Source organism: Pelomonas dachongensis, from assembly GCF_043555865.1.
GTDB classification, from domain to species: domain Bacteria; phylum Pseudomonadota; class Gammaproteobacteria; order Burkholderiales; family Burkholderiaceae_C; genus Pelomonas; species Pelomonas dachongensis.
Map to the genome: position 1 here is coordinate 310,667 of NZ_JBIGHY010000001.1, position 26,119 is coordinate 336,785.

A 26,119-nucleotide genomic window follows, 5' to 3' on the forward strand; every position below is an offset into this window, starting at 1 on the left:
CGCCCGGCAAGGTGCGAGCGGAACCTAGAAGCGGCGGTGACCCAAAGCCGGCAGTTGCTGCCTCACCTGGGCCAGGCGCTGGGCGTCCAACTCCGCCAGCGTCACTCCCTCGCCTTCGGGCAGCACGGCCAGCACTTCGCCCCAGGGGTCCACGATCATGCTGTGGCCCCAGGTGCGGCGGCCGTTCTCATGCCGGCCGCCCTGCGCTGGCGCAATGACGTAGCACTGGTTCTCCACGGCGCGGGCGCGCAGCAGCAGCTCCCAGTGCTTTTCGCCGGTCGTGTACGTGAATGCGGCCGGCACCGCCAGCAGGTCGCAGGGGTTGTAGGTGCGGAACAGCTCGGGGAAGCGCAGGTCGTAGCAGACCGACAGCCCGGTGCGCAGGCGGACGTCGTCCACCTGCGCGTCGAACGCCGTGGGCTGGCTGCCGGCCTCCAGCACGCGCGCCTCGTCGTAGCTCTCGCGGCCGTTGTCGTAGGCGAACAGGTGGATCTTGTCGTAGCGCGCGACGACCTCGCCGGCGGGCGAGAACACCAGCGTGGTGTTGCGTGCGCGGCCGGGCGTGTCCGCCCGGATGGGCAGCGTGCCGCCGATGACCCACAGCCCCAGCTCGCGCGCCGCCAGCGACAGCATGGCCTGGATGGGGCCATCGCCCGGCGTCTCGGCGAAGGCTAGCTTGTCGCTGTCCTGGTGGCCCATCAGGCAGAAATACTCGGGCAGCGCGGCGAGCCGGGCGCCTTGAGCGGCGGCCGATTCGAGCAGCCGGCGGGCGGTGGCGAGGTTGGCGGCCAGGTCAGTGCCGGAGACCATCTGGAGGGCGGCGATCTTCATGGCGCGATGCTAGCCCCCCGAGCAGCATTGCGGCACTGCGGCGGCCTTCAGGGGCGACCGCACATCATGCGTCCTCTGCCCGGCAGGTCGAGCTGTGCGTAGTGCAGCACTCCGGGCGCCGGCAGCCCGATGCCCGCGCCTGCGCCGTCGGCCCGGTTGACCGAATAAATCACGCCGGGAGTGTTGCCGACCGGATCGATCATCAGCGTCTCGCTGTGGGCGGCGTCGGCCGCCGTGAAGCGGTGATCGCCCGCCTGCAGCGTCTTGCCGTCGAACGAGAACGCCAGCGTCACCGGACCGCTCTTGCTGGCGGGGTCGATGCACAGCATGGAGGTGCCGGGCGCCTGCAGATGCTTGGCGGCGAGCGGCCACATGCCCTGGGTCACACGCGCCGGCGGCGTGGTGCCGCCCACGCACAGGTTGCCACGCGTGCGGCTGGTGTCGCCCTCGTGGGCCATCGCGTCGCGCTCGTCGGTGATGCTGGCGCTGAGCGAGCCGTTCTGGAGCTGCGACAGCCCAGCCACGTACTGGCGCTGGCCGGAAGCCAGCACATGCACGTCCACGACGAACGAGAACGTGCCTTCCCCGCGCGTGTTGACCAGGCCGATCTTGGCGCCGGGCTCGTGCACGTAGTCAAGCTGGCCCTTGCCCCAGTCGATCACGCCCGCCGCGGAGTACGTCATCGGCGAGCCCGACTTCAGGTCCGGCATGTCGCTGCCCTTCACGCTGCCGCAGGCTTCCGAGGCACTGGCGACCAGCTGCGTGGCGAAGTCCTGCTTGACGGCCTTGATGAAGGCGGCGGTGTGGACATCCGTGCCGGTGTCGGCGGTGGCCGGTTCGGCGGGCGGCTGATCTTCAGAGGGGGTGTCGGGCTTGGAGCAGGCCGACAGCGCGGCGGCACAGGCAATCAGCAGCAGGGTGAATCGCATGGGGCATAAGCGCCGGCGCGGGCCGGAAGTCGGGGAGCGACGATGTTAGGGAGCGTCGCAGCCAGACGCAGCCCCTAAGGCCGCGGCGCGCTGGCGGGGCCTGCCTCGCTGGCAGCCTTGGCCGCCGGCGCCTCGACCTTGTCCACCTTCTCCACCTTCGGGTCGTCCCAGGTGCCGGTGATGTTGAACTCACGCGTGTTGGCCGCCGCCACCGGGCGGCTCAGTATGAGCTGGGCCAGGAAGGCGCCCAGCGCGATGGCCGGGTTGATGGCCGCATAGGCCAGCGACGCGCCGCCGGCCGACACCTCGGGCACCACCACCACGCGCAGCTTCTGCGTTTCGGCGGCTAGGTCGGTGCTGCCATCCACCAGCACGGTCGCCTGCAGGCCGCGGATGCGGATGTTGTCGCTGCGGGCCGTGCCGGCGGCGATCTTGACGTCGCCGGTCACACCGTCGAACACGAAGCCCTCGGCGAACACGTCGCGGAAGTCCAGCAGGAAGCGGCGCGGCAGCGACTGCAGGCTCAGCACGCCCAACAGCCGGCCCACGCCGGGCTCAGCCTTCAGGAAGGTGCCGGTGTCGAGCTGGATGTTCAGCGCGCCGGCCATGCTGGGGTAGTGCGGCGCCAGCGGCGAGCCGTTCCAGCCCACCTGGCCGGTCAGCTGGCCTTTGCCGCCGCGCAGCACCGGGCTCTCCTTGCGCCCCTGGCCCAGCCGCTCCAGCAGCTTGCCCGCGTCGGCGATGTGCAGCGTCCAGTCCAGCTGCGTGCGGCGCTGGCCGCCGTCGGGCTGCACGGCCCACAGGCCACTGGCGTTCAGCGTCGCGTCGGGCGACGTGATCTGCAGCTTCTGCAACTGCCAGTCGCGCGCCGCCGCGGGCGCCTGGGCCAACACCTCCACCCGGCCCAGCCGCTTGCCCGCCAGCTCGAAGTCGTCGACCTCGATGTCCAGCGACGGCAGCGGCGTGCTGTGGCCGGCCGTCTTGCCGGGGTCCATCAGGTCGCTGACGGTGTCGGCCTCGGAGCGCGGCAGCGACAGCCGCGCCAGCCGGGCGCGCACGCCGTCCACCTGGCCGCTGCGCACGCCACGCAGCTCGATGCGCCCGCTCAGCTGCTCGGCGTCCACGTCCAGGCGCCACTGGTCGCCCTCGCGCGCCACCACGGCCGACACGCGCCCCAACTGGCGCCCGCCGACCTTCAGCGCCTGGCTGCGCAGGCCGATGCGGCTGGGCAGCAGGCCTTCGTCACCGCCGGCGGCGCCGTCGCCCGCGCTGCCGGTACCGGTGGAGGTGCCGCCCGCCAGCGCGGCCAGCCGCTGCTGCCAGGCGTCCAGGTCCAGCGCGGCGACGTTGGCCTGCAGCAGCACGCCGGTGGTGGGCAGCGTGGGCAGCTTGTCCTGCACGGCCAGCGCAGCGCGCAGCACCTGCGGCGTGGCGCCCGACACGTCGCGCTGCAACTGCGCCTGCAGCAGCGTGGCGCCGGCAGCGCCAACCTCCAGCCGCACCTCGTCGTGGCCGGTGGCGGTGGGAGTCATCAGCAGGCGCAGCGGCCAATGCGCGTCGGCCTCCTTGCGGGCCGGCGCCGGCAGATCGATGGACAGGCCCTGCAGCGTGCTGGTCACGCTGAGCGAGCTGGGGCCTTCCTTCGGAATGGCGAGCTGGAAGCGGTAGCCCGTCTGGCCGCTGGCGGCCTGCGCCAGCCGCGCGACGGCGCCCAGCTCGGGGGCGCGACGCAGGCCGTCGGCGGTGGCCTGGCCCTGCACGGTGAAGCGCATGCCGCCCTCGCGCAGCGAGCCGCCTTCGAGGCCGGCATCGCCGCCCAGCAGCCGCGCCGTCATGTCGCCCAGCTGCAGGCCCTTGCGGTCAAAGTCGATGCGGCCGCGTGCGCTGCCCAATGCCGGCAGCTCCGGGCGCAGTTTCAGGTCCACGCCGCCCAGCTGCAGCTGGCCCTTCAACGTGCTCTGGTGGGTGTCGTCCAGCGGAATGGCTAGGCCAAGCTTCAGGCCCACCGGCCCCTGCGCGGTGGCCGTGCTCAGCGCATGGCCCAGCCACTCGTCCAGCGGCGAGTTGCGCACGAAGGCCAGCAGCTCCGTGCCGCCGCCGCGGCCGCTGCCGTCCAGCGCCAGCACGCGGGCGTGGTGCATGTCGGCTATGCCGCCGTTGACGCCCGATAGCTCGTAGCCCTGCACGCGGGCGCGGCCATCCTTGATCTGCATGCCGGCGCGCTCGAACACCAGCTCGGCGTCCACGTTTTCCAGCACCGGCCACTTGTCGGCGGCCGGGACCGACTCGCCGCCCGGCGTGGTGTGCGGCACATAGGCCAGCGTGACGCCGCGGGCCTGCGTGGCGACGCGGAAGACGCCGTTGCTGCGCGACCCGTCGAATGGGAAGTCGGCCAGCTCGCCGCGCAACCGCACGCTGGCGTTTCGTCCTTCGCCAGCCAGCAGCGCGCGCTGCAGGTAGCTGCGCGTGGTGACCAGCCGCTGCGGCACATAGCGCGCCACGCGCGTGGCGTCCAGGCGCTGCAGCTTGCCGCTCAGGTCCAGGTGCCCGGGCGTGGTTGCGCCCACGGGGCGCTTCCAGGTGGCGTCGAACTCGCCGCTGAAGTCGGGTGTCACCAGCGTCAGGTCGTTGACGCTGAGCTGCACCGCCGCCGGCGCCTTCGCGCCGGGCGCCGGCAGCTGCCACTGCAGCTGCGTGGACAGCCGCGTGATGGGCAGGCGCGGCTCCTCGAACAGGCCCGGCAGGTCGATCTCGCCCTCCTGCACGGTCAGGCGGGCGATGCCACCGCGCTCGGTGGCGTCGATGCTGAGGCTGGCGCCCTGCAGCCCGGGGCGGCCCAGGTGGCCGTCTTGTGCGGCGGCCTTGGAGGCTAGGGCCAGGCCGTCCAGCTGCGCCTTGGCGCTGTAGCTGCGCGGCGCGTCCAGCGGGCCCTGCCAGCGGCCAGCCAGCGCCGTCAGCACGCCGCGCGGGTCCAGCTCGGTCAGCAGGCGGTGGGCCTGCTCGCCCAGCGGCAGGCGGCGGCCGATCTGGGCCATCAGCGCGAAGTCCAGCCGCTGCGCATTGACTTCGCCGCCCAGCACCGTCTCCTCGCCGCCGCCGCCCTTGCCGAGCTGCAGCGTGACGCCCCAGTCGGAGCGGGGCCAGACGATGCCGGTGCCCTCGGGGTCGGTACTGACGAAGCCCAGCTGGTGCGCCTGCAGGCTCAGCCGGTCCTTGGCGCGTGCCAGATCCAGGCGGCCCTCGATGTGGTCCAGGTCTAGCTCCGGGGCGCCGTCCAGCAAGCGCAGCCGCACCGCGCGCAGCGCCAAGTCCAGCGTGGCGGCCGTGGGCTTGCCGTCGCGCACCTCGGCCCAGGCGCGCACGGCGCCGTCGCCCTCGCTGAGCTGGAACGGCAGGTCCACGTGGCGGCGCAGCTCGCGCAGGTCGGCGCGCGGCAGCTCGGCGTACGCCACGCCGCTCCACTGCTGGAACTCGCCAGGGCGCCTCAGCAGCCGCTGCGTGAACTGGCCGCGCAGCGAGAAGCGCTGGCCCCAGGCGGACGGCGGCGTGGCATCCAGCCGCAATTCGTGGCGGCGCAGGCCGTTGCGCATGATGAAGTTCAGGTTCGACAGCTCCAGCGGCCGGGCATCGGCGCGCTGTTCGTCCACCCAGCGCAGGCGCCCGCCGATGATGGCCAGCTCGGGTTGGCTGAACAGCCAGTCCATGCCGGCGTCGGTGGTGCCGGTGTCGGTGGCGGCACCGTCGTCCAGCCCCAGGCCGCCGATGAAGAGCCGGCCCTGGGCGTCGCGGCGGATGACCAGCTCGGGCCGGTCCACCAGCAGCTGCGAAAAGCGCGGTTCCAGCGCCAGCAGCGAATGCGCCGACAGCACCGCCGACACGCGCGGCAAGCGCAGCGCCGGCCGACCGGCGGGGTCCAGCACCTGCACGTCCGCCAGAACCATGCGCGGCATCCAGCCGCCGGACTCCACGACGATCTGGCCGATGCGCAGCTCTACCCCCAACGCCTTTGAGGCTTCCTTTTCCAGCCAGGGACGCCACTCGTTGGCCTGCGGGAGAATGGCCCAGTGCAACACGCCCCACGCCACTGCCGCCAAGCCCCACAGCAGCGCCAGCGCCAGCAATGCCCAGCGCAGCACGCGCCCGCACAGGCGCAAAGGCCAGCTGGCGGCACGGGAGCAATGGTGGAAGGCGGCCGAGAAGAAGTCAGACACGTTGTCTTTGAGTCACGTAGGGCACGTGGGAACCGGCCGGCAGGCAATCTAGCACAGGGTCATGAGCACACTGTTTCCCGTTATTGCTGAGCACAGCCGCTATGTGCAGCGCGTGCGCCGCCGCTATGCGGCCGAGCTGCCGCTGCTGCCGCCGGGGCTGCCGGACCGCAGCGCCATCGACGCGCTGATCGCCACACTGTTGCAGGACCGTCCGCTGGGCAGCGCGCTGCGCGTGGCCCGCCATCTAGTGTTGGAGCGGCTGGCGGTGCTGGACATCGAACAGGCGGCCAGCGTGAACGATGTCACGCTGGCGATGACGCACCTGGCCGAGGTCACGCTGGACCGCGCGCTGGTGGCGGCCCGCGCCGAGCTGGACGCCGTCCACGGCGCGCCGCGCAGCGCTGACGGCGGTGACCTCGCGTTCTGGGTCGTCGGCATGGGCAAGCTGGGCGCCCGCGAGCTGAACGTGTCGTCCGACATCGACCTGATCTACGTCTACGAGGACGACGGCGAAACGCACGGCGCGCGGCCGGTCAGCGCCCACGAGTACTTCTCCAACGTGGCCAAGAAGCTCTACGCGCTGATCGGCGACGTGACCGACGACGGCCAGGTGTTCCGCGTCGACCTGGCCCTGCGCCCCAACGGCAAGAGCGGCCCGCCGGTCGTCAGCCTGGGCATGCTGGAAGAGTATTTCCTCGTGCAGGGGCGCGAGTGGGAGCGCTTCGCGTGGCTGAAGAGCCGCGTCGTGGCGCCGCTGTCGGGCCTGGGCGCGCCCGGCGATCCGCGCACGCTGGCGCTGCGTGATCTGGTCACGCCCTTCGTCTACCGTCGCTACCTGGACTACGGCGTGTTCGAGGGCCTGCGCCAGCTGCACGGCAAGATCCGCAGCGAGGCCAAGGCGCGCGCCGCCGGACGCCCCGAGCGCGCCAACGACGTGAAGCTGTCGCGTGGTGGCATTCGAGAAATCGAGTTCATCGTGCAACTGCTGCAGGTGGTGCGCGGTGGCCAGTTCCCCGAGATCCGCACGCGCTCCACGGTGAAGGCACTGGGCCGAGTGGCCGAGCGCGGGCTGATGAAGCCCGAAACCGCCGCGAAGCTGGCCGAGGCCTATGTGTTCCTGCGCCGCGTGGAGCACCGCATCCAGTTCCTGGACGACCAGCAGACGCATTGCCTGCCGCAGGCCGACACCGACCTGGTGTGGATCGCGGCATCCCTGGGCATCAAGCCGCCCGGCGAAGGCACCGTCCCGCGCCGCGCGGACGACGGCGATTGCCCGTACAGCGGCACCGGCGGCCAGATCGCCTGCGAGCTGTTCCACCAGCTCGGCGAGGTTCGCGAGCTGGTCGCCACCGAGTTCGACGCGCTGCTGCACGGTGCACCGGGCAGCAATGGCGGCTGCACCGGCGGGCAATGCGGCGGCCCAAAGCCCACGGTGGACGGCGAGGATTTCCTGCAGCGCCTTCCTGAGACCCTGGCCGCTGCCGTGCGCGCGCTGGCCGAGACGCCGCGGGTGCAGGGCCTGCGCGAGGAGTCACGCCAGCGGCTGGCCAAGCTGTTCTACCGCGCCGCGCAGGCGGTCGAGGCGCAGGAGTGTTCGCTCGATGCCGCCGTGCGTTTCGTCGACTGGGTCGAGCCGCTGCTGCGCCGCGAGAGCTACCTGGCCATGCTGGTGGAACGCCCGGCCGTGCAGGCGCGGCTGCTGCGCCTGTTGGGGCTGGCGCGCTGGCCCATGCGCTACCTGATGCAGCACCCGGGCGTCATCGACGAGCTGGCCGACCCGCTGCTGTTACAGGCGCGCTTCGAAGGCGACGCCTTCCTGGCCGACCTGCGCGACCGCGAACGCGGCTGGGCGCGCGGCGGCGAGGCGGACGAGGAAGCGCTGCTGGACACGCTGCGCCGCGCGCACCATGCCGAGGTGTTCCGCACGCTGGTGCGCGACGTCGAGGGGCGCATCACTGTGGAGCAGGTGGCCGACGATCTCAGCCTGCTGGCCGACGCGGTGCTGCAGATCGCCATCACCTGGGCTTGGGCGCGCTTTGCGAAAGCGCACCGCGAGAAGCCACGCCTGGCCGTCATTGCCTACGGCAAGCTGGGCGGCAAGGAGCTGGGCTACGGCGGCGACCTGGACGTGGTGTTCGTGTTCGACGACGACGACGAGAACGCCAGCGAGATCTACGGCGCGTTCGTGCGCCGCCTCATCAACTGGCTGACGCTGCGTACGGCGGCTGGCGAGCTGTTCGACATCGACACCGCGCTGCGGCCCAACGGCAACTCGGGGCTGCTCGTGACGTCGCTGGACCGTTTCGAGGCCTACCAGACCGGCCGCGGCAGCAACACCGCGTGGACCTGGGAGCACCAGGCCATCACGCGCGCGCGCTTCTGCGCCGGCGACCCTGCGCTGGCGCCGCGCTGCGAGTCCGTGCGCCGCCAGGTGCTGACCGCGCCGCGCGACGTCGAGGCGCTGAAGCGCGAGGTGCAGGCCATGCGCGAGAAGGTGCGCGGCGCCCGGCCGGTCGGTACCCACTTGTTTGACGTGAAGCACAGCGAGGGGGGCATGATGGACGCTGAGTTCGCCGTGCAATACCTGGTGCTGGCGCATGCCGCCGCGCACCCGGCGCTGCAGGACGACCTCGGCAACATCACGCTGCTGCGGCTGGCCGAGGCCGAGGGCCTGCTGCCGGCCGGCGTGGGCGTGGCGGCGGGCGACGCCTACCGCGAACTGCGCCGCGTGCAGCACCGGGCACGCCTGAATGAGCAGGCCACCGCGCTGGATGCCGCCGCCGCCGCGCCGCTGGCCGGCCACCGCGACGCGGTGCGCGCGCTGTGGAGCGCCGTGTTCGGCTGACAATCCGCCCGCTCGACCGCGCCCGCTGCGGTTCAAACGTTCAAGGGGATGGGCATGGTGCTGTGGGGGCTGGGACTGCTGCTGTTGCTCGGCATCGCCGGCGCGTGGTTGCTGCGCGGCGGCACTGCCAGAGGCGCGCAACCGCCGCAGCGGCCCGCAGCCACGCCCGGTTCGCAACGCGGCCGCCTCGCTGCGATTGCTGCCGCTCCCGCCGAGCCGCCCGCCGCCGCCACGGACCAGCCAGCACCGGCAGCGCTGCCGCTGCACGCCGCTGAACTGCTGGACCCGCTGCTGACCGCGCCGCTGATGGACGCGCTGCGCCAGCTACCCCGCCCGCCGCGCGCGCTGCACCAGCTGATGTCGCCGACCTTCCTCCAGACGGCCACGTCGGCCGAGCTGGCCCACCTCGTCATGAGCGAGCCGGCCGTCGCCGCGCGCATCATCGCGACGGCCAATTCGCCGCTGTACGGGCTGCAGCAGCCGGTCACCAGCATCGGCCAAGCGACCACCTTCCTTGGCCTGGCCAGCGTGCGGCTGATGTGCCAGCAGCACCTGCTGGCCGCCTGCTTCGCGCCGCGCGACGAGGCGCAGCGGCGCGAGTTCGACGTGCTGTGGCGTGCCAGCGGCATTGCCGGCGAGCTGTGCCTGCAACTGGCGCCGCGTCTGCACGTGCCGGAGCCGGGCACGCTGGCGACGCTGCTGGTGCTGTCCTTCCTGGGCCGGCAGTCCGCCGCCGCCCTGCTGCCGGACGCTGGCGTGCTGGGCACAATGAACGCCCATGAGCGTGCGCTGCACGAGCAGTGCGAGCTGGGCCTCGCGGCGCATGAGCTGGGCCATCTCCTGATGCGCGCGTGGGAGCTGCCGCTGGAGCTGGTGGACGAGGCCCGCACACTGTCGGCGCTTTGCTTCGACCCGCAGCGCGCCGTCGCACCGGAGCGCGAGGCGGCGCTGGCGCTGGGCGCCTTCTGCGCGCTGCTGGGCGAGCGTTTGGCACGTGGCCAGCTGGCCACCGGGCTCGACCAGCTCGCGCAGGACGACAGCCCCGACATGGCGGCACTGCGCCGCCGCTTGGCACGCCCGCCGCTGGACGCGCTGGCCGCCGAGCTGCAGGCACCCGCCACGCTGCGGGTCCTGGGCCGGATGATGGGGCGGCCGCTGGACTGACGTCAGCCGGCGAGCTGCGCCGCGTGGTGGCGCAGGTGGTCGTCGACGACGGTGGCGATGAAGTAGTAGCCGTGGTCGTAGCCCGCATGGAACCGCAGCGTCAGCGGTTGACTGACGGCAGCGCAGGCGGCCTCGAAGGCCTCGGGGTGCAGCTGCTGGGCCAGGAACTTGTCGGCCAACCCCTGGTCGATGAGGATGCCGCCGGGGTAGGGCGCGCGCGGCTGCCCCTTCATCAGCTCGCTGGCATCGTGCGCGGCCCACGCGGCGCGGTCGTCGCCCAGATAGCCGGTGAAGGCCTTCTGGCCCCACGGGCCCTTCGTGGGAGCCGCGATCGGCGCGAAGGCCGACAGCGACTGGAAGCGGCCCGGGTGCCGCAGCGCCAGCGTCAGCGCGCCGTGGCCGCCCATCGAGTGGCCGAATAGGCCGATGCGGGTCAGGCCGGTGTCGCGCTGCACCAGCGGGATCAATTCGTCGACGAGGTAGCTCTCCATGCGCCAGTGCGTGGCCCACGGCTGCTGCGTCGCATCGAGATAGAAGCCGGCACCGACGCCGAAGTCCCACGCGTCGGCCTCGCCGGGCGCGTGCGCGCCACGCGGGCTTGTGTCGGGCGTCAGCAGCGCCAAGCCCAGCTCGGCTGCCAGCCGCTGCGCGCCGGCCTTGATGGCGAAGGTTTCCTCGTTGCACGTCAGCCCGGCGAGGAAGACCAGCAGTGCTCTCGGCTGCGGTGGCACGAAGAGGCCGAAGCGCATCGGCAGGCCGATCTGCGCGGCGTCGTGTTCGAGGAAGCGCTGGGTGCCGCCAAAGGCGCGGTGTTCGTTGAGGGTTTTCATGTCGAGAGTGGGTTCAACGGTGCAGGAAGCGGACATGCTTGGGGCGGTCGACCTGGGCGCCGGTGCCGACGCGCGACAGCGTGCCGCGCTGGGCGTCGATGCTGAACACGGTGACGTTGCCGCCGTTCTGGTTGGCCGCCATGAGGAAGCGCCCGCCCGGCACGAGGCCGAAGCTGCGCGGCGTGCGACCGCCGGTGGCGGTAGTCTCGACGAAGCGCAGCGAGCCGGTCTGCGGGTCGATGGCGAACACCGCGATGCTGTCGTGCCCTCGGTTGGACACGTAGAGGACGCGACCGTTGTCGTGCACGAGGATTTCTGCCGTGGTGTTGCCGGTGGCGGAGGCGCCTTCCGGCAGGCTGGAGTGGGCCTCGAAGGCTTGCAGCGCGCCGGTGGCGGCGTCCACGCGGTAGGCCTGCACGCGCGACGTCAGCTCCAGCGCGACGTAGGCGAAGCGCCCGTTCGGATGGAAGGCCAGGTGGCGCGGCCCGCCGCCGGGCTCGGTGGCGGCATGGGCGGGCGTGTGCAGTGCGAGTCGGCCGCTGGCCGCGTCCAGCCGGTAAATCACGACCTGATCGATGCCGAGGTCGGGCACGTAGGCGCGGGCCTGCGTCGGGCCGGGGTAGATGGCATGCGGATGCGGCTTCTCCTGGCGCTGCGGGTTGGCGCCGGCACCTTCGTGCTGGAACGTGGACGCGGCCGGCCCCAGGCTGCCGTCGTCGCGCAGGGGGTAGGACACGACATTGCCGCCGCCATAGTTGGCCAGCAGCAGCACGCGCCCGCTCGCATCGACGGCGATGTGGCAGGGGCCGCTGCCGCCTGCCGGCTGTGCGTTGATGCGGATCAGGCTGCCGTCCTGCTGCACGGCGAATGCGACGACTTCTTCCTGCCAGCGTCCGTCCGCAGCGCGGCTGGCCGCGACTGAATAGACCACCGGCCGGCTCGGGTGCATGGCGAGAAAGCCTGGGTTGCCGATGGCGGCGGCCAGGCGCGGCGTAGACAGCGCGCCGCTCGCTTCATCCAGCGTGGACACGTAGATGCCTTGGCTGGTGCCGCCGGTGTCGGTGCCGATGTAGACCAGGGTTTCGGCGGTGGTGGCGAGGGGCAGCAGGGCTGTCATCAGTGCGAGGGCAAGGCGTTCCATCGCGGAGGTCTGTTTCACGGCAGTGGTGTCATTGGACCTGATGCGGCGAAGTGGCTTCGGTTGCGGTTGCATTGGCGAAGAGAGCGCCTGACCGGTGCATTGCCGGGAGTCCCGCCCGCCGAGGCGGACTCCTGGCAATGCATGGAGCGGGCGCATGGCCAGCAAGACCAGGCAATGCATCGAACCGGCGCACTGCCAGCAAGCTCAACCTCAGAACTCCACGACCGAGCGGATCGACTCCCCGCGCCGCATCAGCTCGAAACCGTCGTTAATTTGTTCCAGCTTCAGCTTGTGCGTGATCAGCTCGTCGATGTTGAGCTTGCCGTCCATGTACCAGTCGACGATCTTGGGTACGTCGGTGCGGCCTCGCGCGCCGCCGAAGGCAGACCCCTCCCAGTGACGACCCGTGACCAGCTGGAACGGCCGGGTCGAGATCTCCGCGCCCGCCGGTGCCACACCGATGATGATGGAACGCCCCCAGCCCTTGTGCGTGCACTCCAGCGCCTGGCGCATCAACTGCACATTGCCGACGCATTCGAACGAGTAGTCCGCGCCACCGTCGGTGAGCTGCACGATGTGGTCCACGACATTCCCCACGTTCTTCGGGTTCACGAAGTCGGTCATGCCGAAACGGCGCGCCATTTCCTCCCGCGCCGGGTTGATGTCCACGCCGATGATCTTGTTGGCGCCTACCATCTTGGCGCCCTGGATCACGTTCAGGCCGATGCCGCCCAGGCCGAACACCACCACGTTCGCACCCGCCTCCACCTTGGCGGTGAACAGCACGGCACCGACGCCGGTGGTCACCCCGCAACCGATGTAGCAGACCTTGTCGAACGGCGCGTCAGGCCGGATCTTGGCCAGCGCGATGCCCGGCACGACGATGTGGTTGGAGAACGTGCTGGTGCCCATGTAGTGAAAGATGGGCTCGCCGTTTAGCGAGAAGCGCGACGTGCCGTTGGGCATCAGGCCCTTGCCCTGCGTGGCGCGGATGGACTGGCACAGGTTGGTCTTGCGGCTCAAGCAGAACTTGCACTCGCGGCATTCGGGCGTGTATAGCGGGATGACGTGGTCGCCGGGCTTCAGCCACGGCACCTTGCTCTCTAGCACCACGCCCGCGCCCTCGTGGCCCAGCACGGCGGGGAACAGCCCTTCGGGGTCGGCGCCGGACAGCGTGAAGTCGTCGGTGTGGCAGATGCCGGTGGCCTTCACCTCGACGAGCACCTCGCCGTCGCGCGGGCCTTCCAGGTCCAGGGTCTCGATGGTCAGCGGCTGGCCGGCCTTCCAGGCTACGGCGGCACGGGTTTGGATGGGCATGGATTGACTCCTTGATGCGATGCGGTGGGATTGGCGACGAATTTACCGCGCGGCGCGGACAAGCTCATCGGGCTTGAAGCTGGTTGAGCGCGGCGACGAACTCGCGCGCCTCGATGCGGCACAGCCGCAGCCGCCGCAGCAGCCACGGCGTCAGGTCTTGCTGCCCCAAGTGCTCGGGCCAGGCGCCCGCGTCGCCGTCGGGGATGTCGGCCGGATCGGCCCCACGTTCGGCGGCCCCGGGTTCGTCGTTGAGCACGTCCACGCAGGCCTTGCGTGCCAGCGGCAGCGAGTTCTCGGCCTTGGCCGCATCCAGCCGCGCGCTGCGGCGCTGCACCTGGTGCTGCACAGCGCCCAGCAGCGCCATCAGCCGGTAGCCGTGGCTCAAAGCGGACTCGATCTCGGCCTCGGGCAAGCGCACGCTCTCGGGCTCCACGCGAGTGCGCTGTGCCGCGGCGGCCAGCGCCGCAAGCGCCGTGTAAGCCTGCTGGCGGGACACGCGCTGCGCCAGCTGCGCTTCGGGGCTGGGAAGCCACTGCAGCATGTTGCCCGCGTGCCTTGCCAGCGTGCCGCGCAGCTGCTCGGCCAGGCGCGGCACGGTGGCGCGCTCCCAGCTCGGCAGCACGAAGCTGAACAGCCAGGCCAGGCCCGCGCCGATGACCGTGTCGGCCAGGCGCTCGCCGATGAACGGGTGGCTGCTCGGGTCCAGCATCAGTGGCTGCAGCAAGGCCATCAATGTGGCGGCAGTGGCGGCTACGCGGTAGCGGCGGTTCACGTAAGCGTGCGCCACACCCACCGCGGCGATGAAGATGACGCTGAGCGCCGGTACCCATTCCACATGCGCCAGCACCAGCACCAGCAGGCAGCCCTGCACGGTGCCGATGATGCGTTCGTTGCGGCGCGACAGCGTCTGCTCCAGGTTGCCGCGCAGCACCACGGCCACGCTCAGCATCAGCCAGAACGGGTGCGCGGCCCAAGGCAGCGACGCACCCAGCCCGTACGCGAACGACAGCGCCAGCGCCGAGCGCAGCGCATGGCGCATCACGTTGGACTGCAGGTTCAGGTGCGGCCGCAGCGCCGCCAGCGGCCAGCCCTCGGGCGACACGAACGGCGCCAGCTTCTGCGGCGTCCACGGGCTGTCCACATCGTCGGTGCGGGCCTGCCGCGCCACCATCGCGGCCACGTCGTCCATCATGTGGCCCAGCCGCGTTTCCAGCGCCGACACGAGGTGGTTGCGGGAGTCACCCGGCGGCGCGCTGACGGCGGCCAGCCGCGCCGCCAGCTGGGCGCGCCAGGCGTCGGCCGACACGTCGGGCAGTGGCGTGTCGAAGGCGATGGCGTGCGCCAGTTCGCCCAGCACGCCGGCCAGTTGGCGCAGCGTGTCGGCCAGCGCCGAGCGCCATTGCCGGCCGGGGAAATCCTGGCCCAGCAACTCGGTGTCCAACCGGCTGGCCAGCAGCAGATCGCGCAGCTCGATGAGGCCCAGCACCAGGTCGGTTTGCTTGCGGCTTCGCGGCGAGCGGCGCGCAGCGAACACCTGGTCGCGCGCGGCCTGCAGCGCGTCCGCCAGCACCACGTCGTCGGCGATGGACAGGCGGATGCGCGCCTGCTCGCCGCCCACCGCGCCGGCGATGCGTGCGGCGCGCGAGCGCATGCGCTGCTCGGTGGCGCGCAGCGCGCTCACCAGCGCCAGCGCGCGCAGCCGGTGGCGCAGCACGGTGGCCGCCGCGCGCGCCCACAGCGCGTAGACGCAGCCGCCCAGCGTCACCCACAGCGCATGCTCCAGCGCCGGGACGTGGCTGGCCGTGCGGTCCCAGGCCATCGCGAACACCAGCGCCAGCACCGGCGAGAACGACAGCGGCCCCGCGCGCAGTCCCCAGGCCAGCGTCATCAGCGACAGGAACGCGACCACCGCGACCAGGGCGACGGTCAGCGCCAGCGAACCATGGGCCAGCGCCACGCCCAGCGTGACGACGCCCGCCGCCAGCGCCGCCGGCAACACGCGCTTGAACACGCGCTGCGGCGGGTTGGGCACGTCGGTCAGGCTGGCGCAGACGGCGCCGCCCACGGCCGCGAGCCCGGCGGTCTCGCCAAACAGCGAGCCCACCAGCACATGCGTGCCGGCCACGCCCAGCGCAACACCGAGGCCGTTCAGGTGGGTCGCTTCCAGTCGCCTGAAGAATGCCTTCACTTGACGAGCAGCTCCATCGCACGGCGCTCGCTGGCCGGCAGCTCGTGCACGGAGAACCAGCCAGACTTGTCGGCACGGTAGACATACTGCGGCGGTGCGTTGGTGGCGATGCGCTGCCGCAGCGGCGCCAGCGTGGCGTCGGCGGCGTCTGCCTGACCCTGCCGCTGCAGCGCGGCAGCGCGCACGAGGGTGGCGAGATCGCTCCAGGGCCCGATGGCCAGGGCCTCGTCCGCATCGCGCTGCGCCGCAGCGGCGTCGCCGTTGACCAGCGCCAACCAGCCTTTCAGCGCCAGCGTGTCGGGGTCGAGCGGGTCCAGCAACTGCGCGGCCTGTACCTGTGCGCGCGCCGGCGCCGTGCGGCCGGCGCGCAGCAGGTCCAGCGCGTAGTCGCGGCGCAGCGGAAGCAGGCCCGTGCGCAGCCGCAGAACGGCGTCGTACTGCGTGAAGGCGGCGTCCCAGCGGCCGGCCAGCGCCAGCGTGGCGGCGCGGCCCCACAAGGCCTCGGGCTGGTCGCCCTGGTAGGCCAAGACTGCGTCATAGGCAGCGAGCGCTTGCGGCACATGACCGAGGCGGCGGTGGTGGTCGGCCAGCGCCAGGTTGACGCGGAAGGCGTCCTCGCCCTTCAGCCGCGGCAGCGCGCGAGCCAGCGCCGGCACGACCTGGCCGGCCAGTGCCGCACCGCCGTGCCACAGCGCGTCGGCCGCGCTCACGTGCAGTGGGCCGCTGCGTGGGTGTCGGGCCAGCGCGCGCGTCGACAGCGCCTGCGCCGCCGCGCCATTGCCTTCCAGCGCCAGGGCGTACAGCCGCGCGTTCATGACGCTTTCGTCCTGCGGCGCCAGTGTCAGCGCGCGCTCGAACAGCGGCGTGGCGTCCGCCAGCCGGCCGTCCTCCAGCTGCTGGTTGCCGGCATTCACGAGCGAGAGGGGCAGGCTGGAGCGCGTGTCGCGCAGCGCGAAGTAGCGCCGCACCAGCGCGCGCAGCGCCGGGTCCAGCTCCACGAGGCGCTCGCGCACGATCTCGCGGCCGTCATATGCGTCGCGCCGGGGCGATGCTTCTGCGTTGGCGCCTTCGGCGAAGTACTCCCACACCGAGCCGCCCGCGTAGCGCGACAGGAAGCCGTTCCTCGTCTTCGAGTCGCGCGCCTTGGCCTGCTGGTACAGCGCCTCGATCTTGCGCGACTGGTCGGCCGTCAACACGCCGTGGACCTGGTGCGTCAGTTCGTGCAGCACGGTGTTGTACTTGTCGAAGATGTTGCGCTCCACGTCCTCGATGCCGGTGACGGTGAAGTGGCCGCCCATGCCGCGCACGTCGTCCCACAGCCGCGAGTCGTAGGCGATGCGCGCGTCCTTCAGCGCGTGGGCCTGCGGCGTCTCGGACAGCCGCATCCACATCGGCTTGATGAAGTGCGTGGCGCCACCCTCCACGAGCACCGGGATGAAGGCCTTCCACGGCGCGACGGACAACGCCACCCGCTTGCGGTGGCGCGGCGACAGGTCGTTCCAGTTCAGCACGTAGCGCTCGATGCCCGGGACGTGGGGCATGGGTGTGGCGGCAAAGCGGCGCTCGTAGTCGGCGCGGTGCACGTCGATGGCGAAACGCTGCGACTCCAGCGCTTTGGCCGCGATGGCGTGTGCACGGCCCAGCTGCGGGCAGCGCTGCAGCACGGCCAGGCTGAGCGCCAGCGCGTCGTCGAAACGGCCCTGCTCGAACGCGTCTGACGCGAGCCGCACGTCGGCCAGCAGCGGCGCGAACGCGTCGCCCAGGCGGGCGGCCAGCTGCGTGTAGTTCTCGCGCACGTAGCCGTTGCCCAGCAGGTAGTGGCCGGCCTCATGGTGCGGGTTCAGCGCGACGGCGGCTTCGGCGGCCGCGGTGGCGTCGGCCGCGCGGCCCAGGCGCACCAGCGTGTCGGCCAGCGCCACGAGGCCATCGGCCGTGCGCTCGGCGGACAGGCTGCGTTCGAGCTGCGCCAACGACGCGTCGAACTCGCGCAGCTGGTAGTGCCGCAAGCCCAAGCCGCGCAGCGCGTCGGCCTGCTCGATGGGGCGCGTGGCCATGCGCAGCGCGCGCTCGAAGCACTGCTGGGCGCGGTCGAAGTCGCGGCGGTCCAGCGCCAGGCGGCCGGCGGCCTGCAGTTCGACGGCGTCGGCCTTCACATCGGCCAGCACGTGGCGCGTGCGCCGGTCGATGGCGGCGCCGTCGTCGCGCGCGAACAGCCATTGGTAGATGACGGCGCGCTCGGCCGCGTCGGGCCGAACCGCGCGCACCAGCGCCTCCAGCTCGGCCTGCACGGCGGCGTAGCGCTGCTCGGTCAGAAGCGTCTGCAGGCGCGTGGTGTCGGTGGCCGCCGGGGCGGCATTCAGCGTCAGGCAGGCAGCAAGGGCAACGGCCAGGCGGCGCCAGGGCATTCGGTCAGCTCCATTCGTGGAGCGCCGATGCTAATCGTCGGAAGAGAAGCCCGACGCCTTGACGACCGGACCCCAGTACTCGCGCTCGGCGGCCAGCCGCTTCGCGTAGTCGGGCGGCGGCAGGCTCAGCGGCTCGAAGCCCAGCTTGGCCAGCGCTTCGATGACGCCGGGCTCGCGCACCGCGGCGCGCGCGACGTCGGCCAGCTTGTCGACCGTGGCCTGAGGCGTCTTGGCCGGCACGAACAGGCCGTAGCTCTCCACGCCGACAATGCCCTTGAAGCCCTGCTCTTCGAAGGTGGGCACGTCAGGCGCGAAGCGCGAGCGGGCTTTGTCCGTCACGCCCAGCAGCCGCACGCGACTTGAGGCAAGGTGGGGTAGGAAGTCGCCGATGGAGAAGCAGCCCGATGCGATCTGGCCGCCCATCAGGTCCTGCATGCCGGGCGCGGCGCCTCGGTAGGGCGCGTGCGTCAGCTTGAGCCCGGCCGCGCGCTCGAACTGGTTGCCAAGGAAGTGCGGCATCGCGCCGGCAGCCGGCGATGCATAGGCCGCCTTGTCGGGGTTGGCCTTGAACCAGTCGGCCAGCTGGGCGAGCGTCTTCACCGTGGCCGGCACCATGGGGCCGACGCCGAAGCCGCAGGTGGACAACGCCAGCGGCGCAACGGGCAGGGCGTCGGCCGCCGGGTCGTAGGCCAGCTTGCGGTAGGCGTGCGGGTAGATGGTGAACATGGATGACGGGCTCAGCAGCAGCGTCTGCCCGTCTGGCGCGGCGCCCTTCAGGGACGCGATGGCGATGCGGCCTCCAGCGCCCACCTTCTGCTCGACCAGCACGGTCTCTGCCAGCTTGCCGCGCGCGAAGTCGGCCAGGCGGCGTGCCGTGGTGTCCACCGAGCCGCCGGCCGGGAAGCCGACCAGGATGCGGTGAGGCTGGCCTTGCGCACGTGCGGCGAGTGGCAACGCCGCGAGCGCGGCAAGGAGGTGGCGTCGGTCCATCATGGCGGTTGTCTCCGTCGGGGTTTGTTGTCGGGGGCGGTGCTCTGCGCGGTGGCGGCCCAGGCCAGGCGCTCTAGGCCGGCCTTCAGCGCGGGGCCTTGCTCGCCCAGGGCCGCCAGCAGCGCGCGGTCGTGGGCGGCAACGGCAGCTTCCAGTTTGACGAGGCGGCGCTTGCCGGCGGACGTCAGGTGCAAGCCCCAGGTGCGGGCGTCGCCGGGGGCGTCGCGGCGCTCTGCCCAACCCTGCGCGGTGAGCCAGTCGGTCAGCCGCAGCGCGCCGCTGCGGTGCAGGCCCATGGCCTGCCCCAGCAGGCCTTGCCGCATGCCGGGGTTGCGGGCGATGAGCACCAGCGCCGCAAAACGCTGCGGGCTCATGTCCCACGCGGCCGTGGCGCGGTAGAAGTCCAGGTACAGCGCGTTCTGCGCGCGGCGCAGCGCGTAGCCCAGCAGTCCCTCCAGCGCGCCGTAGTCCACGCCGGGCACGGGCAGCATCAGGCCTTCGGGCGGCGGGGCATCGAGGCTGTCGGTCTTCACGGGCTCAGGGTAGGTTTTGTTGCACAGAGCAACCATCTCGCTTACCCTGAATCCATGAAAGTCTTGATTGCAGGGGGTGGCATCGGCGGTTTGACGGCGGCGCTGGCGCTGCACGCGCGCGGCCTTGATGTCACCGTGCTGGAGGCCGTGCGCGAACCCCGGCCGCTGGGGGTGGGCATCAACCTGCTGCCGCATGCGGTGGGCGTGCTGGAGTCCTTGAGCCTGCTGCCGGCGCTGCGCGGCATGGCGGTCGAGACTTCGGCGCTGGTGTTCGCCAACCGGCACGGCCAGGCCATCCACCGCGATGCGCGCGGCGTGTACGGCGGCTACAGCCACCCGCAGTTCAGCGTGCACCGTGGCGAGCTGCAGATGCTGCTGTGGCGCGAGGCGGTTGCGCGGCTGACGGTGCTGAGCGGCCAGCGCGTCGTGGGCGTGCGGGACGGCAATGTGGCGCTCATCGAGACGCCGGACGGCCCGCGCGAGCAGGTGGCGGACCTCATCGTCGGCGCCGATGGCATGCACTCCGCGCTGCGCCGGCGGCTGGTGCCCGACGAGGGCGCGCCCTGCTGGCGCGGCGTGATGATGTGGCGCGGCACCACCTGGGCGCCGCCCTTCCTGGACGGTCGCACGATGGTGCAGGCCGGCCACAGCCGGGCCAAGTTCGTCGTCTACCCGATCAGCGCGCCGCGCGCCGACGGGCTGCAGCTGATCAACTGGATCGCCGACCGCCGCTTGCACGAGCCGGTGCCTGGCCTGACCGCGCCCGACCGCGCCGACTGGAGCCGCCCCGGCCGGCTGGACGACCTGCTTCCCACGTTCGGGTCCTGGCACTTCGACTGGCTTGACGTGCCCGGCCTCATCACGCGCGCCGAACAGATGCTGGAGTGGCCCATGGTGGACCGCGACCCGCTGCCGCGCTGGCGACTGGGCCCGACGACGCTGCTGGGGGATGCGGCGCACCCGATGGTGCCGATCGGCTCCAACGGCGCGACACAGGCCATCATGGACGCGCAGGCGCTGGCGGACGCGCTGGCGCGGCACGTCGACCTGGACGCCGCACTGGCCGCTTACGAGGGCGAGCGCCGCCCGCTGTGCTCCCGCATCGTCGAGATGAACCGGCGCGAGGGGCTGGACGCGATCCTGGACCGCGTCGAGGCGCTGGCGCCGGACGGCTTCGAGCGGCTGGCCGACGTCATCTCCCCGCTGGAGGTGGCCGCCGAAATCAACGCCTACAAGGCCGCCGCCGGGCACCAGGTCCAGCGCTAGGCTCGCCCGCTACTCCGGCGTGCTGGGGTCGCCATCAGCCCCCGGATGCTCGAGGGCCTGCCGCGCCAGCTCTTCGTCCGGCAGAGGCGCTGCGGACTCTAGCGCGTTGATCTCCTCCAGCAACGCCGTCGTCGGCTCTTCACCGTTGATGAGCACGTCGTCAAGGGTCTGCGCCGCGGCGTCGGGCGCCAAGTCGTCCGGCGCTATCGGCGCCACGGCAGCGGCGCCAGCCACCAGGATGTCGGAAACCTTGCGCTCAAGAAACGCAGCAAGGTCGTCATCTTTCGGAGTGTCGGGGTGGGTCATGTGAGGCTGAGGTAGTGCAAGGCACGACAAGGGTAGCGCGCATCGCAGCGGTGGGTGTTGACGCCGCCACACATCCGAAGATCATCCCACCCCATGCCCTCTCCCAAGCTCGGCCGCTCCGTCCCGCCCCACGACCGCCACCCGGTGGCCTGGTACCAGCCCGACGTGCTGTGGACGGCGGCGCGGCAGGTGCTGTCGTCGCTGGACCAGCTGCGCAACCGCGACGGCCGCGAGAGCCAGCCCACGCCGATGAAGGTCATCGACCGCAGCGAGCCCGAAGCGGCGGGCGACTTTGCTGGCGAGTGCTGGTTCGACTTCATCGCCGACACCGGCGACGGCGGCAACGCCTGCTACGCGGTGGCGAACACGGCGCTGGCAGACGAGTTGCAGCTTGCCGGCGAGCGGCTGCCGCGCGCATCGCTGCTGCTGTTCGGCGGCGACCTGGCCTACCCGGCGGCCAGCACGCACGACTACCGCTACCGCTTCGTGGAGATGTTCGAGGCCGTGCGCAACAGCCACGCGCCCACGTTCGTGCGCGGCCGGCGCCTGACGCTGGCGGCCATTCCGCAGAACCATGACTGGATGGACTCCACGTCCACATTCCGCCGCTACTTCACGCGCCGCAACGACTCGCAGCCCCTGCTGGGCGCCCGCATACCGCAGCGGCAGACCTACTTCTGCGTCAAGCTGCCCGGCGGCTGGTGGGCGCTGGGACTGGACTTTGCGCTGGACCACGACATCGACCGCGACCAGTACGAGCAGTTCGAGGCGCTGCTCAGCGACCGCGGCCTCGTCACCGAGGACGGCCACGAGCATCACATCGCGCCGGACGACCGCGTGCTGCTGATCTACCCCGAGCCCTACTGGACGCGCCCCATCGGCGACGGCGCCGACGACAGCCACCCCAGGCGCTACCAGAAGCTGGAAGGACTTCTGCGCGGCCGTGTGAAGCTGCGCCTGGCGGGCGACCTGCACCACTACATGCGCTGGGACTCGGTTGCGTGGGGGAGGCTGGTCGTGTGCGGCACGGGTGGCGCGTTTACACACCCGACGCACACCAAGCCCACCACGCGGCCGGTGCGGCTGCAGGAATTCGACACGCGCGACTGCATCCCGCCCGAGCCGGCCACCTCGCTGGCCGCGTTGCGCATCGGTCTGACCGCTAAGCAGGACGAGGAAGGCTGCGCCTTCGAGCGCGTGGAGGCGACCGCCTACCCCGACGGCTCCAGCTCTGCGGCCGGCTGCAAGCGCAACCTGCTGGCGCTGTTCCGCCGCAACCCCGGCGGCAGCGGCGGCAACGCCTGGTTCGCCGTGCTGCTGGGCGCGCTGTACTGGTTCAACGCCTATCTCAATTCCATGCCTTTCGTCGAGTCATTCAAGGCCGATGGCTTCGGCACGCTGTGGAGCTTCGGCATGGACGACTACTGGCGCGTCTTCGCACTGTGGCTCAAGGCCATGGTGTTCAGCCCGCTCGGCTTCCTGATCAACCTGCTGATGGCCTACGGCTGCATCGTCATGGGTCGCGAAACGGTCAACGAGCTGCCGCCCACGGTGGGCGTCATCTGCCGCGGCATCATCATGTGGGGCATTGGCGCTCTGCACGCGGCGGTGCACGTGCTCGCCGTCTACAGCCTCGAGTTCTGGGGGCACCAGCTTGTCGGCGAGCTGGGCTGGATTGGTGATCGCACGGCGCCGACCGGCCTCATCGTCCATTCCACGCTGGTGGGGCTGATGGTGTTCAGCACCGGCGGCCTGGTGGGCGCCTTCGTCTTCGGCGGCTACCTGGCGCTGATGTCACGGCTGGGCTATCTGACCAACAACGGCTACGCCGCACTGGACGGGCAGGACCACAAGGGGTTCCTGCGCTTTCGCATCGATGCCAAGGGTGAGCTGACGGCGTGGTTCATTGCGCTGGACCGTGTGCCGAGGCGGTGGAAGCGCAATGGCAAGGCGGGGCCGGTGTGGGTGGCGGACGATGGGCAGGCGTCGGCAGCGAGGTTGCATGACAGGTTTGACCTGTGAACTGAATGACGTGGAATGCACAATCATCTGAACCACTTGCACCGTACCCATGAGCCTCCGCTCCCTCCTCATCGCTTGGTTTGTTGCCCTTCCTGCACTCGCGTTCGCCGCCGACCGAGGCGTCTTCGGCTTCAGCATGCAAGTCGATAGCGAAGGTTTTTTCCTCGACCCGACCCTGAAGTCGATCAAGATCGTCAAGGTCACTCCCGAGTCTCCCGCAGCCCTTGCAGGCATGAAGGTCGGCGATGAAGTGATCGAGGTTGCCGGTCGCGTCGTGGCAGGAGCCAAGGGACGAGAAATCCAGGCGTTGGCGGAAAAGGATGTCGGCCAATCGCTCAGCCTGAAGGTCAAGCGCTCTGCAGGCGAAGTCGTCTCAATGCAGATGGTGGCGGTTGCCAAGGCAAGTTCGAAGTAGGGCAGGCGGCTCCCGCCAAACGCTGCCGCCCTCTCTTGAAGCTCAGCGCAGGGCCCCGGCCATCTCCGCCGCAATCAACCGCACTGGCGCATTCCCATAGCTCAGGAACTTCTCGTGGAAGGCCTTGAGCCCGAAGCCCGGCTTGGCCTTCAGCTGCTCGCGCAGCGCGTGGATCTCGCTGAAGCCGCTGAAATAGCTCGTCAGCTGCACCGATGTCAGCTGCACGCGGCGCCACTTCTCGGCGGCTTCGCGTTCGGTCTGGAAGGCCTGGCGGGTGAGCAGATCCAGCGCGGCCTTCTGCTCCATGCCCAGCACGTGCACGCTGTAGTCGAGGATGGTGTTGGTGACCGAACGCAGGTGCCACTTGCCCCACATCAGCGTCATCTCCGGTGACGCGCCGTAGCCGCTCTCCAGCATCATCAGCTCGCCGTACACGGCCCAGCCCTCCACCATCGAGCCGCTGCCGAACAACGCCTTCACCTTGCTGGGCACCTTGTTCGCGTAGACCAGCTGGGTGTAGTGGCCCGGGATGGCCTCGTGGATGTTGAGGATCTGCAGGATCCACTGGTTGTACTCGCGCAGCGTGCTCTCGGCCTGCTCGGGCGTCAGGTCGTCCAGCGGCGTGACGTTGTAGTAGGTGCTGTCCTGCGGTCGATACGGTCCGGGCGCCTCGATGCTGGCGCCGGCCACGCCGCGCTGGTAGACCGGCGTCTCGCGCACGGCCAGCGGCTTGGCGGGGTCCTGGGTCAGTAGGTCGTGGTCGCGCACCCAGGCTTCGAGTTGCGGGATCTGCGCGCGGATCTCGTCGACGAACCTGTCGCGAGCCACATGCTTCTCGCTGAGCTTGGCGATGACGCGGCCAATCAGTGCGAAGCGGTCGGCGGGCGGCGCCTCGGGGCCGATGACCGTGGGCCACAGCGCTTCGGCCTGCGCCTGCATGCTGGCCAGCACGGTTTCGCGGCGGGCCAGCGCCAGCTCGTAGGTCTCACGCGCGCTGCGAGCCGACTGGATGTCGTGCTTGAACTTGGTCTCGTACAGCGCCGCACTCAGCCGCCAGGGGCGCCGGGCGATGGGCAGCAACTGCCTCAGGTGCGCCTGCCAGCCGGCCACGGCAGCGCGCGCCTGGGCCAGGTCGGGCTGCATCAGCGCGCCCAGGCCCTGCTGCTGCGCCTGCGACTCCAGGTCTTCCAGCACGGCCAGCACGCCAGGCGCCTGCTGCAGCGCCAGCTCGGTGTGCTCGCGCGTCACACCGACGAGGCTGGCGCGCGCGGCGGCGTAGAAGGCGGGCAACTGCCGGATGCGCGCGTGCAGCGCCTGCACGCGCTGCTGCACGGGCGCCCAGTCGGTGTTGAGCGCCAGGTCGATCGGGCCGGCCGGGTTGTGCTCGGCAGGGTTCCAAGCCCATTCGCGCAGCACTTCCAGTCGCCACAGGTCGCTCTGCAGCTTGGCGATCAGCATGTCGCGGTCCATGCGTTCGGCAGCGCCGAGCTTGTCAACAGCCAGTCGCTGAAAGGCCTTCAGCCAGCGTTTCAGGAACTGGCGCCGCTGAGCTCGCAGCGCGGCGCTGGGCAGCGTGATCCGGTGCGACTGCTCGAAGCGGCCCGCCGCGACGGCGGCGTCGGGGTCCAGCTGCCACAGGCCCATCAGGAAGTCCTCGATGCCGGTGTCCAGCTCGGACGCCTCCGACGGCAGCCCGACGGGTTTGAAGGCCGAGTCGCTGGCGCCGGCAGCGCCGGCCAGCAACGCCAAGCTCAGGAGGCTGCGGCGCTTCACAGCGCCGCTTCCAGCGCGTCAATGAACATCGAGGCGACGTCGAAGCCGGCCTGGTCGGTGATCTCCTGGAAGCAGGTCGGGCTGGTCACGTTGATCTCGGTGATGTTCTCGCCGATGACGTCCAGGCCCACCAACAGTAGGCCGCGCGCGGCCAGCGTGGGGCCGATGGCCTCGGCGATCTCGCGGTCGCGCGGGGTCAGTGGCCGGGCCACGCCCTTGCCGCCAGCCGCCAGGTTGCCGCGCACCTCGCCGCCCTGCGGGATGCGCGCCAGGCAGTGCGGCACCGGCTTGCCGCCGATGATGAGGATGCGCTTGTCGCCCTCGGCAATCGCCGGGATGAAGCGCTGCACCATCACCGTTTCCGTGCCATCCTTGTTCAGCGTCTCGATGATGCTGCCGAGGTTCAGGCCGTCGTCCTTGACGCGGAAGATGCCCATGCCGCCCATGCCATCCAGTGGCTTCAAGATGATGTCGCGCTGCTCGGCGTGGAAGGCGCGGATCTCGGCCGCGTCGCGCGTGATCAGCGTCGGCGAGATGAACTCGGGGAACTCCATGATGGCGAGCTTTTCGGGGTGTTCGCGCAAGCTGCTGGCTTTGTTGAAGACCTGAGCGCCCTCGCGCTCGGCCTGGCTCAGCAGGTGCGTGGCGTAGAAGAACTCGCTGTCGAACGGCGGGTCCTTGCGCATCAGCACGGCGTCCACGTCGGCCAGCGCGACGTCCGCGGTGGCGTCCAGCGTGAACCAGTCGTCGCCGTCGTTCTGATTCATGCCCGTGAGGCTGATGTGCCGCGCACCGCGTGCCGTCACGCGGCCGCCGCGCAGCCACACGAGTTCACGCGTCTCGCAGTGGATGATGCTGTGGCCGCGCTTTGTGGCCTCTCGCATCATCGCGAAAGTGGAGTCCTTGTAGGTCTTGAAGGTGTCGAGCGGGTCGGCGACGAAGAGCAGCTTCAT

The 26,119-nt window shown here is 71.0% G+C and carries 18 protein-coding genes; 5 read left to right on the forward strand and 13 right to left on the reverse strand.

Translation table 11 applies throughout. From position 1 onward, the window contains the following. Positions 1–24: 24 nt before the first annotated feature. From ACG02S_RS01535 to ACG02S_RS01545, 3 genes are all read right to left on the reverse strand, one after another. Positions 25–831: a carbon-nitrogen hydrolase family protein gene (locus tag ACG02S_RS01535; protein WP_394468678.1), complete on the reverse strand. Its 807-nt coding sequence runs from the start codon at positions 829–831 to the stop codon at positions 25–27. Positions 832–878: 47 nt separating this feature from the next. Beyond that, positions 879–1,760 carry a hypothetical protein gene (locus ACG02S_RS01540; protein ID WP_394468679.1) on the reverse strand — a complete coding sequence of 294 codons (882 nt, stop codon included), beginning with the start codon at positions 1,758–1,760 and terminating at the stop codon, positions 879–881. 74 nt (positions 1,761–1,834) lie between these two features. Beyond that, on the reverse strand, positions 1,835–5,971 hold the full coding sequence (locus ACG02S_RS01545; RefSeq protein WP_394468680.1) for a YhdP family protein: 4,137 nt from the start codon (positions 5,969–5,971) through the stop codon (positions 1,835–1,837). 61 nt (positions 5,972–6,032) lie between these two features. Here ACG02S_RS01545 and glnE point away from each other — a divergent pair, with 61 nt between their 5' ends. Both glnE and ACG02S_RS01555 read left to right on the forward strand, forming a co-directional pair. Then, positions 6,033–8,816 carry a bifunctional [glutamate--ammonia ligase]-adenylyl-L-tyrosine phosphorylase/[glutamate--ammonia-ligase] adenylyltransferase gene (glnE, locus tag ACG02S_RS01550; protein WP_394468681.1) on the forward strand — a complete coding sequence of 928 codons (2,784 nt, stop codon included), beginning with the start codon at positions 6,033–6,035 and terminating at the stop codon, positions 8,814–8,816. A gap of 48 nt (positions 8,817–8,864) precedes the next feature. Continuing rightward, on the forward strand, positions 8,865–9,980 hold the full coding sequence (locus ACG02S_RS01555) for an HDOD domain-containing protein (protein WP_394468682.1): 1,116 nt from the start codon (positions 8,865–8,867) through the stop codon (positions 9,978–9,980). 2 nt (positions 9,981–9,982) lie between these two features. Here ACG02S_RS01555 and fghA read toward each other — a convergent pair whose 3' ends face one another. From fghA to ACG02S_RS01590, 7 genes are all read right to left on the reverse strand, one after another. Further along, the gene (gene fghA / locus ACG02S_RS01560) at positions 9,983–10,810 is read right to left on the reverse strand and encodes an S-formylglutathione hydrolase (RefSeq protein WP_394468683.1); all 828 of its coding nucleotides are present in this window, start codon (positions 10,808–10,810) and stop codon (positions 9,983–9,985) included. 13 nt (positions 10,811–10,823) lie between these two features. Then, positions 10,824–11,969: a lactonase family protein gene (locus ACG02S_RS01565; RefSeq protein ID WP_394468684.1), complete on the reverse strand. Its 1,146-nt coding sequence runs from the start codon at positions 11,967–11,969 to the stop codon at positions 10,824–10,826. A 192-nt stretch (positions 11,970–12,161) separates the two neighbouring features. Then, the gene (locus tag ACG02S_RS01570; protein WP_394469292.1) at positions 12,162–13,262 is read right to left on the reverse strand and encodes an S-(hydroxymethyl)glutathione dehydrogenase/class III alcohol dehydrogenase; all 1,101 of its coding nucleotides are present in this window, start codon (positions 13,260–13,262) and stop codon (positions 12,162–12,164) included. 70 nt (positions 13,263–13,332) lie between these two features. Beyond that, positions 13,333–15,456: an FUSC family protein gene (locus ACG02S_RS01575; protein ID WP_394468685.1), complete on the reverse strand. Its 2,124-nt coding sequence runs from the start codon at positions 15,454–15,456 to the stop codon at positions 13,333–13,335. Then, a complete protein-coding gene (locus ACG02S_RS01580) occupies positions 15,453–17,861 on the reverse strand; it encodes a tetratricopeptide repeat protein (protein ID WP_394468686.1) in 2,409 nt (802 codons plus the stop codon). The genes ACG02S_RS01575 and ACG02S_RS01580 overlap by 4 nt, the downstream gene beginning before the upstream one ends. A 30-nt stretch (positions 17,862–17,891) precedes the next feature. Next, complete coding sequence (locus tag ACG02S_RS01585) at positions 17,892–18,854, reverse strand: Bug family tripartite tricarboxylate transporter substrate binding protein (RefSeq protein WP_394468687.1); 963 nt, start codon at positions 18,852–18,854, stop codon at positions 17,892–17,894. Then, positions 18,851–19,384, reverse strand: coding sequence for a MarR family winged helix-turn-helix transcriptional regulator (locus tag ACG02S_RS01590; RefSeq protein WP_394468688.1), 534 nt, complete (start codon positions 19,382–19,384; stop codon positions 18,851–18,853). The genes ACG02S_RS01585 and ACG02S_RS01590 overlap by 4 nt, the downstream gene beginning before the upstream one ends. Before the next feature lie 54 nt (positions 19,385–19,438). On the opposite strand from ACG02S_RS01590, the gene ACG02S_RS01595 reads away from it, so the two are divergent. Beyond that, positions 19,439–20,650: a flavin-dependent oxidoreductase gene (locus tag ACG02S_RS01595; RefSeq protein ID WP_394468689.1), complete on the forward strand. Its 1,212-nt coding sequence runs from the start codon at positions 19,439–19,441 to the stop codon at positions 20,648–20,650. A 9-nt stretch (positions 20,651–20,659) separates the two neighbouring features. On the opposite strand, the gene ACG02S_RS01600 is transcribed toward ACG02S_RS01595, so the two are convergent. Next, the gene (locus ACG02S_RS01600; RefSeq protein WP_394468690.1) at positions 20,660–20,956 is read right to left on the reverse strand and encodes a hypothetical protein; all 297 of its coding nucleotides are present in this window, start codon (positions 20,954–20,956) and stop codon (positions 20,660–20,662) included. A gap of 93 nt (positions 20,957–21,049) precedes the next feature. Here ACG02S_RS01600 and ACG02S_RS01605 point away from each other — a divergent pair, with 93 nt between their 5' ends. Then, positions 21,050–22,978, forward strand: a complete 1,929-nt coding sequence (locus ACG02S_RS01605) for a hypothetical protein (RefSeq protein WP_394468691.1) — start codon at positions 21,050–21,052, stop codon at positions 22,976–22,978. 49 nt (positions 22,979–23,027) lie between these two features. Continuing rightward, positions 23,028–23,393: a PDZ domain-containing protein gene (locus ACG02S_RS01610; protein ID WP_394468692.1), complete on the forward strand. Its 366-nt coding sequence runs from the start codon at positions 23,028–23,030 to the stop codon at positions 23,391–23,393. Positions 23,394–23,435: 42 nt separating this feature from the next. On the opposite strand, the gene ACG02S_RS01615 is transcribed toward ACG02S_RS01610, so the two are convergent. Together ACG02S_RS01615 and gshB are read right to left on the reverse strand one after the other, a co-directional pair. Next, positions 23,436–25,166 (reverse strand): DUF885 domain-containing protein, encoded by a 1,731-nt coding sequence (locus ACG02S_RS01615; protein WP_394468693.1) that lies wholly within the window; start codon positions 25,164–25,166, stop codon positions 23,436–23,438. Then, a complete protein-coding gene (gshB, locus tag ACG02S_RS01620) occupies positions 25,163–26,119 on the reverse strand; it encodes a glutathione synthase (protein ID WP_394468694.1) in 957 nt (318 codons plus the stop codon). The genes ACG02S_RS01615 and gshB overlap by 4 nt, the downstream gene beginning before the upstream one ends.

Coding starts and splice junctions, on each gene's coding strand:
- glnE (WP_394468681.1), top strand. CDS start 6,033: ATGAGCACACTGTTTCCCGTTATTGCTGAGCACAGCCGCTATGTGCAG.
- ACG02S_RS01540 (WP_394468679.1), bottom strand. CDS start 1,760: ATGCGATTCACCCTGCTGCTGATTGCCTGTGCCGCCGCGCTGTCGGCC.
- fghA (WP_394468683.1), bottom strand. CDS start 10,810: ATGAAAACCCTCAACGAACACCGCGCCTTTGGCGGCACCCAGCGCTTC.
- ACG02S_RS01605 (WP_394468691.1), top strand. CDS start 21,050: ATGCCCTCTCCCAAGCTCGGCCGCTCCGTCCCGCCCCACGACCGCCAC.
- ACG02S_RS01535 (WP_394468678.1), bottom strand. CDS start 831: ATGAAGATCGCCGCCCTCCAGATGGTCTCCGGCACTGACCTGGCCGCC.
- ACG02S_RS01555 (WP_394468682.1), top strand. CDS start 8,865: ATGGGCATGGTGCTGTGGGGGCTGGGACTGCTGCTGTTGCTCGGCATC.
- ACG02S_RS01600 (WP_394468690.1), bottom strand. CDS start 20,956: ATGACCCACCCCGACACTCCGAAAGATGACGACCTTGCTGCGTTTCTT.
- ACG02S_RS01595 (WP_394468689.1), top strand. CDS start 19,439: ATGAAAGTCTTGATTGCAGGGGGTGGCATCGGCGGTTTGACGGCGGCG.
- ACG02S_RS01580 (WP_394468686.1), bottom strand. CDS start 17,861: ATGCCCTGGCGCCGCCTGGCCGTTGCCCTTGCTGCCTGCCTGACGCTG.
- ACG02S_RS01585 (WP_394468687.1), bottom strand. CDS start 18,854: ATGATGGACCGACGCCACCTCCTTGCCGCGCTCGCGGCGTTGCCACTC.
- ACG02S_RS01610 (WP_394468692.1), top strand. CDS start 23,028: ATGAGCCTCCGCTCCCTCCTCATCGCTTGGTTTGTTGCCCTTCCTGCA.
- gshB (WP_394468694.1), bottom strand. CDS start 26,119: ATGAAGCTGCTCTTCGTCGCCGACCCGCTCGACACCTTCAAGACCTAC.